Origin of the sequence: Streptomyces sp. NPDC058295, assembly GCF_042880655.1 — a bacterium.
GTDB classification, from domain to species: domain Bacteria; phylum Actinomycetota; class Actinomycetes; order Streptomycetales; family Streptomycetaceae; genus Streptomyces; species Streptomyces coriariae.
Genome location: NZ_JBHVYO010000042.1, coordinates 20,486 through 34,057, shown reverse-complemented (window position 1 = coordinate 34,057; position 13,572 = coordinate 20,486). Strand labels below are relative to the sequence as shown.

12 protein-coding genes are annotated in these 13,572 nt (G+C 72.1%); 6 read left to right on the top strand and 6 right to left on the bottom strand.

Annotated elements, in window-relative coordinates:
* Positions 1-3: 3 nt before the first annotated feature.
* The 5 genes from cbiQ (at position 4) to ACFVYS_RS33860 (ending at position 3,959) form a co-directional block, all read left to right on the top strand.
* A complete protein-coding gene (gene cbiQ, locus ACFVYS_RS33880; RefSeq protein ID WP_389508344.1) occupies positions 4-765 on the top strand; it encodes a cobalt ECF transporter T component CbiQ in 762 nt (253 codons plus the stop codon).
* A complete protein-coding gene (locus ACFVYS_RS33875) occupies positions 753-1,541 on the top strand; it encodes an energy-coupling factor ABC transporter ATP-binding protein (RefSeq protein ID WP_199920295.1) in 789 nt (262 codons plus the stop codon). The genes cbiQ and ACFVYS_RS33875 overlap by 13 nt, the downstream gene beginning before the upstream one ends.
* Positions 1,542-1,552: 11 nt before the next feature.
* Entirely contained in the window at positions 1,553-2,020 is a 468-nt protein-coding gene (locus ACFVYS_RS33870) for a MarR family winged helix-turn-helix transcriptional regulator (protein WP_389508342.1), read from the top strand.
* Positions 2,021-2,230: 210 nt separating this feature from the next.
* Positions 2,231-2,695: an organic hydroperoxide resistance protein gene (locus ACFVYS_RS33865; protein WP_389508340.1), complete on the top strand. Its 465-nt coding sequence runs from the start codon at positions 2,231-2,233 to the stop codon at positions 2,693-2,695.
* 76 nt (positions 2,696-2,771) lie between these two features.
* On the top strand, positions 2,772-3,959 hold the full coding sequence (locus ACFVYS_RS33860) for a serine hydrolase domain-containing protein (protein WP_389508338.1): 1,188 nt from the start codon (positions 2,772-2,774) through the stop codon (positions 3,957-3,959).
* Between the two features lie 50 nt (positions 3,960-4,009).
* On the opposite strand, the gene ACFVYS_RS33855 is transcribed toward ACFVYS_RS33860, so the two are convergent.
* From ACFVYS_RS33855 to ACFVYS_RS33830, 6 genes are all read right to left on the bottom strand, one after another.
* A complete protein-coding gene (locus ACFVYS_RS33855) occupies positions 4,010-4,282 on the bottom strand; it encodes a DUF1876 domain-containing protein (RefSeq protein WP_389508401.1) in 273 nt (90 codons plus the stop codon).
* Between the two features lie 74 nt (positions 4,283-4,356).
* Positions 4,357-5,259, bottom strand: coding sequence for an arylamine N-acetyltransferase (locus tag ACFVYS_RS33850; protein WP_389508336.1), 903 nt, complete (start codon positions 5,257-5,259; stop codon positions 4,357-4,359).
* Between the two features lie 77 nt (positions 5,260-5,336).
* Entirely contained in the window at positions 5,337-6,182 is an 846-nt protein-coding gene (locus ACFVYS_RS33845; protein WP_389508334.1) for an EamA family transporter, read from the bottom strand.
* Entirely contained in the window at positions 6,179-6,670 is a 492-nt protein-coding gene (locus ACFVYS_RS33840; protein ID WP_389508332.1) for a YbaK/EbsC family protein, read from the bottom strand. The genes ACFVYS_RS33845 and ACFVYS_RS33840 overlap by 4 nt, the downstream gene beginning before the upstream one ends.
* 253 nt (positions 6,671-6,923) lie before the next feature.
* Positions 6,924-9,206 (bottom strand): MMPL family transporter, encoded by a 2,283-nt coding sequence (locus tag ACFVYS_RS33835; RefSeq protein ID WP_389508330.1) that lies wholly within the window; start codon positions 9,204-9,206, stop codon positions 6,924-6,926.
* Between the two features lie 138 nt (positions 9,207-9,344).
* Positions 9,345-9,950: a TetR/AcrR family transcriptional regulator gene (locus tag ACFVYS_RS33830; RefSeq protein WP_389508329.1), complete on the bottom strand. Its 606-nt coding sequence runs from the start codon at positions 9,948-9,950 to the stop codon at positions 9,345-9,347.
* Between the two features lie 171 nt (positions 9,951-10,121).
* On the opposite strand from ACFVYS_RS33830, the gene ACFVYS_RS33825 reads away from it, so the two are divergent.
* Positions 10,122-13,538, top strand: a complete 3,417-nt coding sequence (locus tag ACFVYS_RS33825) for a S41 family peptidase (RefSeq protein ID WP_389508327.1) — start codon at positions 10,122-10,124, stop codon at positions 13,536-13,538.
* Positions 13,539-13,572 lie beyond the last annotated feature (34 nt).

Here is a 13,572-nt window from a genome sequence, read left to right as displayed (position 1 = left end):
GTCATGGGCGCGGGACACGCACACCGGCTCTACCGGCACGGGCACTCGCCCGTGCACGGCCTGCCGCCGCACACCAAGCTCGCCGCCGTCTTCGCCTTCGTGGTGGTCGTCGTGTCGACGCCGCGGGAGGCGATGTGGGCGTTCGGCCTGTACGCGGTCCTGCTGGCCTTCGCCGCGCGCCACGCGCGCGTGCCCGCCGGTTTCCTGCTCAAACGGCTGCTGATCGAAGTGCCGTTCGTCGCGTTCGCGGTACTGATGCCGTTCGTGGCGGAGGGCGAACGGGTGGACGTCCTCGGCCTGTCGCTCAGCGTCAACGGCCTGTGGGGCGCCTGGAACGTCCTCGCGAAGGGCACCCTGGGCGTCGCCGCCTCCGTGCTGCTGGCGTCCACCACCGAGCTGCGGGAACTGCTCCTCGGCCTCCAGCGTCTGCGGCTGCCCCCGCTGCTCGTGCAGATCGCGTCCTTCATGATCCGCTACGGCGACGTCATCGCGGACGAGATGCGGCGCATGCGGATCGCCCGGGAGTCACGCGGGTTCGAGGCGCGCGGGGTACGGCACTGGGGGGTGCTCGCGAAGTCGGCGGGCGCGCTGTTCATCCGCTCCTACGAACGCGGCGAGCGCGTACACCTGGCCATGATCAGCCGGGGGTACGCCGGTTCGATGCCGGTGATCGACGAGGTGACCGCGTCACGGGCGCAGTGGTCGTACGCACTCACCCTCCCGTTCGTCGCCCTTCTGGTCTGCGTGTTGGGATGGTCCCTGTGACTGACGCCGTGACGCCTTCCGTGACGCCCTCGCCCTCCCTGGAAGTGGCCGGTCTGGCCTTCGCCTACCCCGACGGCCACCAGGCCCTGTTCGGCGTGGACTTCTCCGTCGCGCGAGGCGAGCGGGTCGCACTGCTCGGCCCCAACGGCGCTGGCAAGACGACCCTCGTGCTGCACCTCAACGGCATCCTGACCGGCGGCGCGGGCACCGTGACGGTGGCCGGGCTGCCCGTCGGCAAGCAGCACATGGCGGAGATCCGCCGCAAGGTCGGCATCGTCTTCCAGGACCCGGACGACCAGCTGTTCATGCCGACGGTCCGCGAGGACGTGGCGTTCGGGCCGGCCGCCGCCGGGCTGAAGGGGGCCGCCCTGGAGGCGCGGGTCGACCACGCCCTCGAACAGGTCGGCATGGCGGAGTTCAAGAACCGTCCGCCGCACCACCTGTCCTTCGGCCAGCGCCGCCGGGTGGCCGTCGCGACGGTGCTCGCGATGGAACCGGAGATCCTCGTCCTGGACGAGCCGTCCTCCAACCTCGACCCCGCCTCGCGCCGGGAACTGGCCGACATCCTGCGGTCGTTGGACGTCACCGCGCTCATGGTCACGCACGACCTGCCGTACGCCCTGGAGCTGTGTCCGCGCGCCCTCATCCTCAGTGAGGGCGTGATCGCCGCGGACGGCCGGACCGGCGATCTGCTCGCCGACGACGCCCTCATGCGCGCCCATCGCCTGGAGCTGCCCTTCGGGTTCGACCCGCGCTCCGCAACAATGGGCGCGTGAACAATGGGCGCGTGACGAACGAGGCACCCACCGCCGACGGCACCCTGCTCCTCGACGAGCAGCTGTGCTTCGCGCTGTACGCGGCCCAGCGGGCGGTGACGGCCGCCTACCGGCCGCTCCTGGACGAGCTGGGGCTCACCTACCCCCAGTACCTCGTGCTGCTGGTCCTGTGGGAGCGCGGCGAGACGACCGTCAAGGAACTGGCGTCGGCCCTGCGCCTCGACTACGGCACGATGTCGCCGCTGCTGAAGCGGCTGGAGGGGGCGGGGCTGGTGCTCCGGGAGCGCTCGGCGCGGGACGAGCGCTCGGTGCTCGTCGCATGCACCGGGCGCGGCGAGGAGCTGAGAGGGCGCGCGGAACGCGTGCCCGCCTCCCTGCTCGCGACGACGGGGCTCGGGGCGGCGGAGGTCACACGGCTGCGCGAGGAGCTGTGGGAGCTCGCGGAACGGGCACAGGGCGCGGCGGACCGCACCCGCTGAGTCCGGTGGAGTCCGGTGGAGTCCGGCTGCAACGGAGTCCGGCGGCACGGAGTCCGGCGGAGCCTCACGGCTGCCACCGCCGCCCTCCACCCCCCTGAGTTACCCCCGGTACGGCCCCCCTGGTAGACGAGCACCTACCTACCGGCCGGTACCTTGTGCACGATGTAATTGGGCAAGGTTATTGGGCAAGTTCCCGGGGGAGGTCCCGCCGTGACCGAAGGCAGCGCCGTCGACACCGTCAACACCGTCGACACCCGTCCGACGAAGATCACATACGTCGCCGAGGCAACCGCGCACGGCGGCCGCGACGGGTACGTGACCAGCCAGGACGGCCAGATCGAGCTGAAGGTGGCGATGCCGCCGGAGCTGGGCGGCGACGGCAACGGCACCAACCCGGAGCAGCTCTTCGCGGCCGGTTACAGCTCCTGCTTCCACAACGCGCTGATCCTGGTCGGCAACCGCGCGGGCTACGACCTCACCGGGTCCACGGTGGCGGCGAAGGTCGGGATCGGCCCCAACAAGACCAAGGGCTACGGGCTCGCCGTCGCGCTCAGCGTCTCGCTCCCCGTACTCGACCCGGAACTCGCCGGGAAGCTGGTCGACGCGGCGCACCAGGTGTGCCCCTACTCGAACGCCACCCGCGGCAACATCGATGTAACGATCATTCTCGGCTAGCGAAACGAAGGAATCGCAGGCTCGACGGGGGTGTTCCCCCAGGAGTTGAAGGCGGTCTTCGAGAGGGCGTGCGGGCGTGAACGTGAACGGTGCGGTGGCCGAGGGCTTCGAGCCGGTCCGGGAGGCGTTCGCGGCGAACTTCGAGGTGCTCGGGGACCGGGGCGCGGCGGTGGCCGTCTACCGGGACGGGCACAAGGTCGTCGACCTGTGGGGCGGCACGCGAGACGTCGACGGCGCGGCCGGCACGGCCGACGCGGCGCCCTGGGAACAGGGCACCGCGCAGATCGTGCGGTCGGCGACCAAGGGCGTCGCCGCCGTCGCACTCCTGCTGCTGCACCAGCGCGGGGAACTGGACCTGGACGCGCCCGTGGGGACGTACTGGCCGCAGTACAAGGCCGCGGGCAAGGAGCGCACGCTCGTCCGGCACCTGCTCGCGCACCGCGCGGGCGTCCCCGTGCTGGACCGGCCGCTGACACCCGCCGAGGCCGCCGACCCCGACCTCGGCGCGGCGGCGGTGGCGGCGCAGGCGCCGGCCTGGGAGCCCGGGACGGACCACGGGTACCACGCCCAGACGTACAGCTGGCTGACCGGCGAGCTGGTGCGGCGGATCACCGGGCGGACCATCGGCGAGTGGATCGCCGACGAGATCGCCGGCCCGGTGGGGGCCGACCTGTGGCTCGGACTGCCGCAGGCGCAGCACGCGCGCGTGGGGCGCGTGGGGCAGGTGGACGCGCCCGCGCGGAGCGGGGCGCTGAAGACCCGGCCCAAGCCGGCCGTCACCGCCGCCCACGCCGACCCCGCCTCCCTCACCCGCCGCGCCTTCGCCGCGATCACCCCGCTGCCCGACGAGAACGACCCCGCCTACCGGGCCGCGGCGCTCCCCGCCTCCAACGGCATCGCCACCGCGGACGGCCTGGCCCGCTTCTACGCGTCGCTGATCGGCGAGGTGGCGGGCGGGGTGCGGCTGCTGCGGCCGGAAACGGTGGAACTGGCGCGCGGCGAGCAGTCCTCGGGCCCCGACCGGGTGCTCGTCGTGAACACCCGGTTCGGCCTCGGCCCCATGCTGCACGGGGCCGCGTCCCCGCTGCTGTCCCCCACCTCCTTCGGCCACCCGGGCCGCGGAGGCGCGCTCGGCCTCGCCGACCCCGAGTCCGGCGTCGCCTTCGGCTATGTCACCAACGGCTTCCGGACGAGCGTGACGGCGGACCCGCGCGCGCAGGCGCTGCTGCGAGCGCTGCGGACGGCCCTGACCGCCGAGCGCTGACGCCCACCCGTCTCACGCGCGTCTCAAGGTCCTCGCACGCCTCACGTGTCTCACACGTTGATCGAGTGCGACCTGTGGCCCGAGTCGTCGTCGATCTCCACATGGGCCTTGGTCAGCAGCTGCATGGCGATCTCGTTGAGGGCGCGGGCGCCGGCGATCTCCTCGCCGACCCGTGGCTGGTTGACGTCCACGTTGTGCCGGGTGGCATGCCCATGGGTCCTGATCTCGGTCCCGTCGGGCAGACGTACCAGCGCCACCGCGCGGGTGTGCCGGCCGTCCTCCTCGAACTCCAGCTCGACATGCCATCCGACAGTGGTGTGCATAGTGGTCATGAGGTCACCTCCGGGGGTCCTCCTTCCAGGGTGCTCCCGCGAGCGGACGAACGCACCGCGTCGGCTCAGGGCAGCAGCCGCGTTCCGTCCGGTACGGCGACGCCGAACTCCTCGTCGAGGACCCGGCGCGCCTCCGTCTCGTCGGTGAGCTCGCGCTGCTTGACCGTGCCGTCGGGGTGGGTCTCGGTGAGCAGCGGACCGTTGAGGAGGAGATGGCGGTCGGCGGTGCTGCGCTGGACGTAGGCGCGGCTGCTGAACGGTGAGCGGGGGTTGGTGGCGATGTGCCAGTTGATCACCTCGAAGTCGGGCCGTTCGAAGGGTTCGAGAGTGAAGGCGTACTGCGCCTGCCAGCCGCCCCCGCCGGACACCCGGGAAGTCCCGGAAGTCCCGGGCGCCTCGGACACCCCGGTCGCCCCGGCCGTCGCCGCGTGCGCCTGGAGCACCCACAGTTCCAGCGGGCCGCGGTGCGGGGCGTGGACGAGGCGATGGCGGCGGCCCGCGTCGTGGAACTCCACGTCCGCGGTGAGCGGGACGGCTTCGAGCAGGGCTCCGGGGGCGCCGAAACCGACGTCGGCGAGGTACGGCCGCGGGTCGCCCGGGACCTCGACGAGGAGCGCCATATGGGTGCGGGGCCGCTCCTCGAAGCGCTGCGCGCCCACGACGACCCGCGCCGTCAGCAGGGTCACCCCGAAGCCCAGCGCCTCCAGGACGCCCGCGAGCAGCATGTTGTGCTCGTAGCAGTAGCCGCCGCGCCGGCCGCCCCGCACCAGCTTGGCGATCAGGTCCGCGGGGACGAGCGAGGGGACCGTGCCGCGCAGCGGGTCCAGGTTCTCGAAGGGGATGGCGCGGCTGTGGGCCAGATGCACACCCCGCAGGGTCGCCGCGTCGGCACGGCGTTCCCCCTCCCAGCCGATCCTCCTCAGGTAGGAGTCGAGATCGTCAGGGCCGAACGCTGTGGTCTCGGGCATGACTTCACCCTAACCAGCCGGGCACCCGGACGGACGAAGGGCGGTCGAGCGGACGGGCGGGCGAGCGGACAGGCGAGTCAGCCCGTGTGCAGCATCAGGCCGATACCGACGACGAGGAGTCCGGCGGCGACGAGCCGGGGCGCGCCGAACCGCTCCTTGAAGAACAGGGCGCCGATGGCCGCTCCGACGATGACCGACGACTCCCGCAGCGCGGCGATCGGCGCCAGTTCGGCGCGGGTCTGCGCCCACAGGACGAGGGCGTACGCGACGACGGACAGCGCGGAGCCGAGCAGCCCCAGGGCGGCGTAGGGGCGGAGCACGGCGAGGGTCCCCCCGCGCCAGCGGTGGACGGCGTACGCCGGGATGACGACCCCCTGCACGGCCATCAGCCAGGCGATGTACCCCAGGGAGGACCCGGAGGCGCGCACGCCCAGCCCGTCGACGACGGTGTAGGCGGCGATGGTCAGCCCGGTCGCCAGCGCGGCACCGATCGCCGCCCAGTTCGGCCGCCGGCCGCGCAGCCCCCACAGGGCGACGCCGGTCAGCCCCGCGCAGGACAGCGCGACACCGGCGGCCGCCCAGCCGTCCGGCACCTCGTGCGCGAAGACGGCGGCGAGGACGGTGACGACGAGCGGCGCGGAGCCGCGCGCGATGGGGTAGGCCTGCCCGAAGTCGCCGAGCCGGAACGACCGCATCAGCAGCACGTAGTAGGCGATGTGGACGAGAGCGGAGGACAGCAGGTACGGCCACGCGCGGGCCGCCGGGAACGCGGTGAACGGCACGAGCGCGAGCCCGATGAGCATGCCGCCGCCGGCGATCAGCGTGAACCCGACGAGTTTGTCGGTGATCCGGTGGGCGATGGCGTTCCAGCTGGCATGGGTGATCGCGGCGACCAGGACGGCCGCGGTGACCAGCGGGGTCACGCGGTGCGCTCGCGCACGTCCACGAGGGTCGCGTCGGCGTGCTCGACGAGGTCCTGGGGCGCGATGGGGAAGACGACGTGCGGGTTCCCCGCGGCGGCCCACACGACGTCGTGCGCGAGGAGGTTCCGGTCGGCCAGCACCCGCGTCCGCGTCCGGTGTCCGAAGGGCGGCACGCCCCCGATCGCGTATCCGGTGGTCTCGCGTACGACGTCGGCGGCGGCCCGGGTCACCTTCGCCACGCCGAGTTCCCTGCGCACCAGCTCCACGTCGACGCGCGAGGCGCCGTCCATCAGCACCAGCACGGGCACCCCGTCCGCCGCGAAGATCAGCGACTTGCAGATCTGGCTCAGCTCGCACCCGATCGCGGCGGCGGCCTCGGCGGCGGTCCTGGTCGCCTCGGGGAACCGGCGGACCCGGGTGTGCAGCTGGTCGAGGCCCAGGTCGTGCAGGGCCTCGGCGAATCGGGGATGCGCGGCTGTCGTCGTCATGCACCGCACGCTAGTGGCCGGTGTAGGGGGCACGCGAGCGGGTTGTCCCGCCTCAGGACGCCGGGTCCGTGCCGGAGCCGTCGTACGTCCCGCGCGAGCGCGCACGAAGCGCGAGCAGGATCGCGGCTCCGGCCCCGATCCAGAGATGGCCGACCGAGGGCCGACCGGTGGCCGATCGCGTGAGAAGAAGCCGGTGAGGGCGCCCCGTCCCCACGGAGCCCTCACCGGCGGTCTTGTGCGGTGGACCGGTACGTCAGGCGCGCACCAGTTCCCGGTCCTCGTCGCCGTCACGGGAGGAGGCGGCGTCGGCCTGGGTCTTCAGGCCCTCGCCCTCGACGTCCACGTTGGGCAGGGCGCGGTCCAGCCACTTCGGCAGCCACCAGGCCTTCTTGCCGAGCAGTGCCAGCACGGCCGGCACGATCGCCATGCGCACGATGAACGCGTCGAAGAAGACGGCGATCGCCAGGCCGAAGCCGATCATCTTGATCATCGACTCGGTGGAGCTGATGAAGCCGCCGAAGACGGCCATCATGATGATCGCGGCGGCGGCCACCACCTTGGCGCTGTGCCGGAAGCCGGTGACGATGGCCTGGCTCGGGCTCTCGCCGTGGACGTACGCCTCCCGCATCCGGGTCACGAGGAACACCTCGTAGTCCATCGCGAGGCCGAAGACGACGCCCACCATGAAGATCGGCATCATCGACATGATCGGGCCGGTCTCCTCGACGCCGATCAGGCCGCTGAGCCAGCCCCACTGGAAGACCGCGACGACGGCGCCGAGCGCGGCGAGCACGCTGAGCAGGAAGCCGAGCGCCGCCTTCAGCGGGACCAGGATGGAGCGGAAGACCACGATCAGCAGCAGGAAGGCCAGGCCGACGACCAGGCCCAGGTACGGGATCAGCGCGTCGTTGAGCTTCTGCGAGAAGTCGATGTTCATCGCGGTGGTGCCGGTGACGAGCACCTGCGCGCCGGTGTCGGCCCTGACGTCGGTGCCCTGGTCACGGATGGCGTGCACCAGGTCCTCGGTCTGGGTCGAGGACGGCTTGGAGCCCGGGATCACGGTGATCGTGGCGGTGTCGCCGGCCTTGTTGAACATCGCCGGGGTGACCGTCGCGACGTCCTTGAGGTCCTTGATCCCGTCGGTCACCGTGGTGGCCGCCGCCTTGGGGTCGTCGCTGTTCTTGGCGTCGACCACGATCATCAGGGGGCCGTTGAAGCCGGGGCCGAAGCCCTCCGACAGCAGGTCGTACGCCCGGCGCTGCGTCGTGGACGTCGGCTGCGAGCCGTCGTCGGGCAGGCCGAGTTCCAGCTGGGTGGCGGGGACGGCGATCGCACCCAGCCCGACCACACCGAGCAGCAGCACGGCGGCCGGACGGCGGATGACGAAGCTCGCCCAGCGGACGCCCGGACCCGGCTTGGCCTGCTTGGCCTGCTTGCCCTGCCGATCCTTCTCCCCGGTCCCGGCACCGGCCTTGGCATCGGTCTTGGCACCCGTCTTGGAGCCGGTCGACCGGCGCTTCTCGCCCGTGGCCCTGACCCTCTTGCCGGCGTAGCCGAGCAGCGCGGGGATCATGGTGAGCGCGATGAGGACGGCCACCACGACCGTGCCCGCCGCCGCGAGGCCCATCTTGGTCAGCATCGGCACGTTGACGACCGCGAGGCCCGCCAGGGCGATCACGACCGTGAGGCCGGCGAAGACCACCGCCGAGCCGGCGGTGCCGGTGGCGCGGCCGACCGCCTCCTCGCGGTCGCGGCCCTCGGCCAGCTCGCTGCGGTAGCGGGAGACGATGAACAGCGCGTAGTCGATACCGACCGCGAGGCCGATCATCAACGCGAGGGTGGAGGTGGTGTCGCCGAGGTCGAGCGCCTTGGCGAGGACGGTGATGGTGGAGACGCCGATGCCGACGCCGATGATCGCCGTCAGCAGCGGCAGTCCGGCCGCGACCAGCGAGCCCAGGGTGATGACGAGGACGACGGCGGCGATCGCGAGACCGATGACCTCGCCGATCGCACCCGGCTCGGCGCCGGCCTGGAGGGCGTCACCTCCGACGTCGACGGTCAGTCCGGTCGCCCGGGCGTCGTCCCCGGCCTTCTCGAGGGCGTCCCTGGTCGAGTCCTTGAGCTCCATGCCGGGGGCGTCGTACTTCACCGACGTGTAGGCGACCGTGCCGTCCTTGCTCACGGCACCGGTCGTGAACGGGTCGGTGACCGAGGCGACCTCGGAGCCGTCGCCGAGGGCGTTGACGGTCTTCTCGACGGTCGCCTTGTTGGCAGCGTCCGTCATCTTCTGGCCCTCGGGCGCCTTGAAGACGATGCGCCCGGTCCCGCCGTCGGCGCTGGCTCCGGGGAAGCGCTGTTCCAGCAGGTCGAAGGCCTTCTGGGCCTCGACGCCGGGGATGGAGAAGGAGGTCGAGCCGGCGGCGGGCGCGGAGGCGGCGCCGACGCCGGCCAGGGTCAGCAGGGCCACCCATATCAGGGCGACGAAGTGGCGTCGCCGGAAGGCGAGACGGCCGAGTTTGTAAAGGAACGTGGCCACGGAGGCGTACTCCCGGTCAGGTCGTGGTGTGGGGCCACAGGCCCCAAGGGCAGGGTTGACCAACCCGGCGGGGAGAGCAGGGGTGATCGGCCCGACGACGTGAGCGGTGACGTCAGGGTGGGCAAACCGTGGGGACGGTCAGGTGGTGGTGGAGACGCCGAGGGCAGGGAGGACCACGGCGTCGATGTACGAGAGGAGGAAGGCCTGCGTCGGCGGTTGTTCGTCGAGCATGGTGCGGGCGGCGAACGCGCCGATCATCATGTGCGGCACGAAGTCGATCGCCGGGTTGTCCGCACGGATCTCGCCCCGGTCCATCGCCCGCTGGAGCACATTGCGGAACTCCGCCATCTCCGGCTCGACGAGATGTTCCTTGAACGCCCTCAGGAGGTCCGGGTTGCCATGGATCGCCATGGCCAGTCCTCGCATCAGCGCGGAGTTCTGCTCCATCTCGCAGTCGTCCGAACGCATCGTGAGGGCATGCAGGTCGCCCCTGAGCGATCCGGTGTCGACGCCGCCGGCGGAGACGCCCGGCTTGTCGTGCCGCACCGCCTTCGCCACCAGCTCGGCCTTGCCGCCCCACTGGCGGTAGAGCGTCGCCTTGCTGGATCGGGTGCGGGTGGCGACGGCGTCCATGGTGAGGGCGTCGTAGCCGACCTCGCGGAGCAGGTCGAGCACGGCCCGGTACAGCTCGGCCTCGCGCTCGGGCGTGATGCGACTGCGACGCGTCGTCGCGATCTCAGTCATGTCACTCACCTTCCGGCTCCGTCGTCGCCAACTCGTCTCGTACACCATGAAGATACCCCGAGGAGCAGCGAAACGAAACCGTTTCGTACGTGTGCTGGCTCACGAACGTGAAGGGCACATAAGACGGGCGCACGAGTTGCCCTGCCCCATTCGCCGGAAAAGCATGGGGAGGTGAGCTATCTGCGTCTGCCCCACCTCAGTGGTGACCTGCTGTGCTTCGTGGCCGAGGACGACCTCTGGCTGGCCCCCCTGGCCGACCCGGGCCGCGCCTGGCGGCTCACCGTCGACCGCACCAAGGCCGGACACCCCCGGTTCTCCCCCGACGGCAGCCTGATCGCGTACACGAGCTGGCGCAGTCTCGTCCCGGAGATCCATCTGGTGCCCGTGGACGGCGGGCCGGGACGGCGGCTGACGTACTGGGGCAGCTCCGACACCCAGGTCTGCGGCTGGACGCCCCCCGACCAGGACGGGAACACCGACATCCTCGCCGTCGCCTCCCACGGCGAGCCCTTCTCCTACTTCACCTGGGCCTACAAGGTCCCCACCGACGGCGCACCCGGCCGCAAGCTCCCCTGGGGCCCGGTCTCCGACCTGCAGACCGCCGACATCGCCGGCGAACGCAAAACCCTCCTGCTCACCGGCACCCCACCGCACGAACCCGCCGCCTGGAAGCGCTACCGGGGCGGGGCGACGGGCCGCCTGTGGCTGCACGGGCAGCGGCTCCTGGCGGACCTCGACGGCCATGTGCACTCCCCCCTCTTCGTCGGCGACCGGATCGCCTTCCTCTCCGACCACGAGGGTGTCGGCAACCTCTACTCCTGCGCCCACGACGGCTCCGACCTGCGTCGGCACACCGACCACGACGCCTTCTACGCCCGGCACGCCGCCGGCGACGGCACCCGGGTGGTGTACCAGTGCGCCGGCGACCTGTGGATCGTCGACGACCTCGCCGCCGACTCCGAGCCGCGCCGGATCGACGTACGGCTCAGCGGCCCGCGCGCGGGGCGGCGGCCCTACCAGATCCCGGCCGCCCAGCACGTGGACGGCATCTCCGTCGACGAGACGGGACGGGCGAGCGCGGTCGTCGTACGCGGCAGCCTGTACTGGCTGACGCACCGCGACGGCCCCGCCCGGACGATCACCGACACTCCCGGGGTACGGGTGCGGTTGCCGGAGATGCTCGGCTCGGGCGGCCAGGTCGCCTATGTGACGGACGCGGAGGGCGAGGACGCCGTCGAGATCGCCCATCTGCCCCGGGCCACCGGCGACCGCGCGCCCCGCAGGCTGGCCTCCGGGCGGCTCGGCCGGGTGCTGGAGATGGTGTCCGACCCCGACGGCGAGCGGCTCGCCGTCGCCGCGCACGACGGACGGCTGCTCCTCATCACGGTGTCCGACGACCTCTCCCTGGCCGACGACCTCGGCCTCGCCGCCGACGACATCACCGGGTCCGACGACGCGGACGGCGCGCGATCGGGCGGCGCGCACCCGGAGGGTGCGGAATCGGACGGTACGCATCCGGCCGGTACGGATCCGGCCGGTACGGAATCGGACGGCGCGGAATCGGACGGTGCGGTCACCGAGCTGATCTCGTCGGTCAACGGACCCGTGCGGGACCTGGCCTTCTCGCCCGACGGGAGCTGGCTGACCTGGTCGCATCCGGGGATCGGCCGGTCGCTGCGGCAGATCAAGATGGCCCGCATCAAGGACCGGCTCATCGTCGACGTCACCAACGGCCGGTTCGAGGACGAGAACCCGGTCTTCACCAGGGACGGCCGCTACCTGGCCTTCCTCTCCTGGCGCGGCTTCGACCCGGTGTACGACGTGCACACCGGGGACCTGTCCTTCCCGCTGGGCTGCCGCCCCTACCTGGTGCCGCTGTCGTCGGCGACCCCCTCCCCCTTCGCCCTGACCCCGGAGGGCCGGCCCGCCGCCGGAGGCCTGGACCCGGTGGAGGACGACGAGGGCGGCGACGGAACCGTGACCGTCGAGATCGAGGGCCTGGAGAGCCGTGTCACGCCCTTCCCGGTACCGGCGTCCAAGTACTCGGCGCTCTACCCGGTGGCGGGCGGTGGGCTGGTGTGGCTGCGCTGGCCGATCTCGGGGGCGCTGGGCGAGACCTTCGCGAACCCGGACGACACCAGCGGGCGGCCGACACTCGAGTACTTCAACATCAGCAAGGCGAAGAAGTCCGAACTCGTCGACCACCTCGACTGGTTCGCGCTCAGCGGGGACGGCTCCCGGCTGGTCGTGGTCGACGAGGGCGACCTGCGGGCGGTGCCGTCTGCCGAGTCCGGCGACCTGGACTCCACGGTCTGGATCGACCTGCGGCGCATCCTGCACGAGGTGGACCCGGGCGCCGAGTGGCGTCAGTCGTACGAGGAGGCCGGGCGGCTGATCCGCGCCTACTTCTGGGACCCGGGGATGTGCGGCATCGACTGGGACGCGATCCTCGACCAGTACCGGCCGCTGGTCGAACGGGTCGCGTCACCCGACGAGTTCGCGGATCTGCTGCGTGAGGTGCTGGGCGAGCTGGGCACGTCCCACGCGTACGTCACCGCCGCCCGCCGCAACGAGGGCCCGCCCCACTACCAGCGCCTCCAGGGCCTGCTGGGCGCCAACCTCGTACACCGGGAGGCCGGTTGGACGGTCCGGCGGATCCTGCCCGGCGACTCCTCCGACTCCAAGGCGCGTTCCCCACTGGCCGGGACCGGGATCCGGGACGGGGCTGTCCTCACGCACGTGGACGGGCGGCAGGTCGACCCGGTGACCGGCCCGTATCCGCTCCTCGCCGGCGCGGGCGGCACCACGGTGGAACTCACCTTCACCTCGGCCGAGGGCGGTGCGGGCCGTCCGCGCCGGGTGGCCGTCGTCCCGCTCATCGACGAACGCCCGCTGCGCTACCAGGACTGGGTGGCCAAACGGCGGGCCGTGGTCCACGAGTTGAGCGGTGGCCGATGCGGCTATCTGCACATCCCCGACATGGGCGGCTCGGGCTGGGCCCAGTTCAACCGCGACCTGCGGATGGAGGTGTCCAGGCCCGCACTGCTCGTGGACGTGCGCGGCAACGCGGGCGGGCACATCAGCGAACTGGTGGTGGAGAAGCTGACCCGCACCATCCTGGGCTGGGACCTCACCCGCGACGCCCAGCCGGTGTCGTACGCCTCGAACGCGCCGAGGGGCCCGGTGGTGGCGCTGGCCGACGAGGCGACGTCCTCGGACGGCGACATGATCACGGCCGCCTTCAAGCTGCTGAAGCTGGGCCCGGTGGTCGGCCAGCGGACCTGGGGCGGCGTGGTCGGCATGACCGGCCGCCACCAGCTCGGCGACGGCACCGTCATCACCGTCCCGATGAACGCGGCCTGGTTCGACGCGTACGGCTGGTCCGTGGAGAACCGGGGCGTCACCCCCGACCTCGAGGTGCTGCGCACCCCGCTCGACTGGGCCGAAGGCCGCCACGCCCAACTCGACGACGCCGTACGGCTGGCCCTGGACCTTCTCACCAGCCGCCCCCCGGCGAGCCCGCCGACCTACGACGACGTCCCCGACCGCTCCCGGCCCAAGCTGCCGCCCCGCCACGGGCTTCGTTAGACGAGGCAGGGCGCCCTCCCGGAAGGGAGGGCGC

What these genes read in the sequence shown, in the direction of transcription:
- cbiQ (WP_389508344.1), top strand. Translation starts at nt 4, where the DNA reads ATGGGCGCGGGACACGCACACCGGCTCTACCGGCACGGGCACTCGCCC.
- ACFVYS_RS33875 (WP_199920295.1), top strand. Translation starts at nt 753, where the DNA reads ATGGTCCCTGTGACTGACGCCGTGACGCCTTCCGTGACGCCCTCGCCC.
- ACFVYS_RS33855 (WP_389508401.1), bottom strand. Translation starts at nt 4,282, where the DNA reads ATGCACACCACTGTCGGATGGCATGTCGAGCTGGAGTTCGAGGAGGAC.
- ACFVYS_RS33850 (WP_389508336.1), bottom strand. Translation starts at nt 5,259, where the DNA reads ATGCCCGAGACCACAGCGTTCGGCCCTGACGATCTCGACTCCTACCTG.
- ACFVYS_RS33840 (WP_389508332.1), bottom strand. Translation starts at nt 6,670, where the DNA reads ATGACGACGACAGCCGCGCATCCCCGATTCGCCGAGGCCCTGCACGAC.
- ACFVYS_RS33830 (WP_389508329.1), bottom strand. Translation starts at nt 9,950, where the DNA reads ATGACTGAGATCGCGACGACGCGTCGCAGTCGCATCACGCCCGAGCGC.